This is a genomic window from uncultured Stenotrophomonas sp. (assembly GCF_963519925.1).
Classification (GTDB): domain Bacteria; phylum Pseudomonadota; class Gammaproteobacteria; order Xanthomonadales; family Xanthomonadaceae; genus Stenotrophomonas; species Stenotrophomonas maltophilia_AE.
Genome location: NZ_CAUQPH010000246.1, coordinates 1 through 2,635, shown reverse-complemented (window position 1 = coordinate 2,635; position 2,635 = coordinate 1). Strand labels below are relative to the sequence as shown.

2 protein-coding genes and 1 tRNA gene are annotated in these 2,635 nt (G+C 67.4%); 2 read left to right on the top strand and 1 reads right to left on the bottom strand.

What is annotated here, in order from left to right:
* Positions 1-144 precede the first annotated feature (144 nt).
* Positions 145-221: transfer RNA gene (locus RWO33_RS20095), tRNA-Asp, on the top strand.
* Positions 222-343: 122 nt separating this feature from the next.
* Positions 344-2,317: a peptidyl-prolyl cis-trans isomerase gene (locus RWO33_RS20090; protein ID WP_314107220.1), complete on the top strand. Its 1,974-nt coding sequence runs from the start codon at positions 344-346 to the stop codon at positions 2,315-2,317.
* 105 nt (positions 2,318-2,422) lie between these two features.
* On the opposite strand, the gene RWO33_RS20085 is transcribed toward RWO33_RS20090, so the two are convergent.
* The coding region (locus tag RWO33_RS20085; RefSeq protein ID WP_314107218.1) for a LysM domain-containing protein at positions 2,423-2,635 on the bottom strand (213 nt) is incomplete at its 5' end.

The following is a 2,635-nucleotide window of genomic DNA, read 5'->3' as shown; positions in this document are numbered from 1 at the left end:
GAATGCTGGCCTGTCACGCCGGAGGTCGCGGGTTCGAGTCCCGTCCGCTCCGCCAGTTTTAAAAAAGTCCTCGAAAAGCAGTACTTCGAGGTGGGTTTTCTGAATATCTTCGGATATAATGATCGCCTGCAACGTTTCAAGCGCGGAGCGGTAGTTCAGCTGGTTAGAATGCTGGCCTGTCACGCCGGAGGTCGCGGGTTCGAGTCCCGTCCGCTCCGCCAATCATTGAAGGCCCCTGGTGCGAACCAGGGGCTTTTCTTTTGGCCTGTCGCCCGCCCCTGTTGGGGAGCGGAGCGAAGCGGGGTACACTGCCGGATTCGCCAATCGGGCCTTGATTTTTCCCATGCTGCAGAAACTTCGCGACAAGACCTCGGGCTGGATCGTTACCGTGATCCTGGGGCTGCTGATGATTCCGTTCCTGTTCGTGATCGACTCCAGCTACCTGGGCGGTGTCGGTGCGCAGAACGTGGCCAAGGTGGCGGCACCGCCGACCTGGTGGCGCTCGGCGCCGTCGTGGTGGCCGATGTCGTTCCTGTGGCAGCACCACGAGATCAGCGCCCAGGATTTCCGTACCCGCTTCGAACAGGCGCGCCAGCAGGCCCGCCAGCAGCAGGGTGAGGACTTCGATCCCCGCCAGTTCGAAAGCACCGAAAACAAGCGCGCCGTGCTCGACCAGATGATCGACGAACAGGTCGTGCGCCTGGCCGGCGAGCAGTCCGGCATCGTCATCGGCGACGGCCTGGTGCGCGAGACCATCGCGTCCATTCCGGCCTTCGTCGGCGCCGACGGCAAGTTCAACCAGGACCAGTACCGCCTGGCGCTGAGCACCGGCACGCCGCCGCGCACCCCGGCACAGTTCGAGACGCTGGTGCGCGACAGCCTGCAGCAGTCGGTCATCCCGACCGCGCTGCAGAACTCCGGCTTCGTCACCAGTGCCGAAGCCACGCGCATGATGAACCTGCTCGGCGAAACCCGCGACGTGGAGATCGCCGCGCTGCCGGAACTGCCGGCCGACACCGCCGAGGTCACCGACGCGCAGATCAAGCAGTGGTACGACAGCCACGGCAAGGATTTCCGCCAGCCGGAAACGGTCACGCTGGAGTACGTGGAGCTCAACGCGGCCACCCTGCCGCCGGCCACCCCGGCCGACGAGGCTGCGCTGCGCAAGCGCTATGCCGACGAGAAGGCACGCTTCGCCACGCCCGAAGCACGCCTGGCCGCGCACATCCTGATTGCCGCCGACGGCAGCGATCCGGCCAAGCTGAAGGCCGCCGAACAGAAGGCGGCAGCGCTTGCCACGCAGGCCAAGGCCGCGGGTGCCGACTTCGCCGCCCTGGCCAAGGCCAATTCGGACGACACCGGTTCGAAGGGCAACGGTGGCGACCTTGGCTGGGTCGAGCGCGGTTCGATGGTCAAGCCGTTCGAAGACGCGCTGTTCGCGATGAAGGCCGGCGACGTCAGTGCACCGGTCAAGACCGAGTTCGGTTACCACGTGCTGCAGCTGCGCGAGGTCAAGGGTGGCCAGGAGCGTCCGTTCGAAGAGGTGCGCGACCAGCTCGCCGCCGAACAGCTCAAGGCCGACACCGAAGGTGCGTTCTCGGAACTGAGCGGCCGCCTGGTCGATGAGGTCTACAAGAACCCGACCTCGCTCAAGAGCGCTGCCGACGCACTGAAGCTGCCGATGCAGACCCTTGGTCCGTTCAGCCGCGCCACGGCCAGCGGCATCGCCGCCAATCCGGCCGTGCAGCGCGCCGCGTTCTCCGACGTACTGGTCCAGGATGGCACCGTGAGCGACCCGATCTCCCTGGCCCCGGACCACAGCGTGCTGATCCGCGTTGCCGACCACAGCCCGGAGCAGGCCCTGCCGCTGGACAAGGCGCGCGAGCAGGTGATCGCCGCGATCCGCGCCGACCGCAGCCGCCAGGCCTCGGAAAAGGCCGCCGATGCGCTGCTGGCCAAGCTCAAGGCCGGGCAGACCCTGCAGGCGCTGGCTGCTGAAGAGAAGCTGCAGCTCACCCCGCTGCCGGGCCTGCCGCGCACCCAGCCGGTGCCGACCCCGGAAATCAACCGTGCGGTGTTTGCCGCCCCGGCGCCGGCCGAAGGCAAGCCGAGCCATGGCAAGGTCGCCGTGCAGGGCCGCTACGTCGTGTTCGCGGTCAACAAGGTGAACCCGCCGAACCTGGCCGAGGTGCCGGCTGAGCAGCAGAAGCAGTTCCGCCAGCAGCTGGACCAGGTCGACGGCATGGCCGCCGCCAAGGACTTCGTGCAGTCGCTGCGCAAGTCGTACCGGGTGCAGGTGGAAGAAGCGAACCTGTAACCGATCGCACGGCGCCGGGCCCTGCCCGGCGGCTGTACGAAAAAGGGCCCGGCAATGCCGGGCCCTTTTGTTTGTACGCGGTGCCGGGCAGGGCCCGGCAGTACGTCAATCTTCCACCCGCAGTACGGCGCCGGGCTTCAGCACGCTGCTGCCGGTCATGTTGTTCAACGACAGCAGCGCCTTCAACGGCATGCCGTAGCGCTTGGCGATGGTCCAGGCCGATTCGCCATTGCGCACGGTGTGGCGGCGCGCACGCGGGCGATCGGCGCTGGCCACGGCGCGGCGGGCCACGGGCGCGTCTGCAGCCGGGGCCACGGT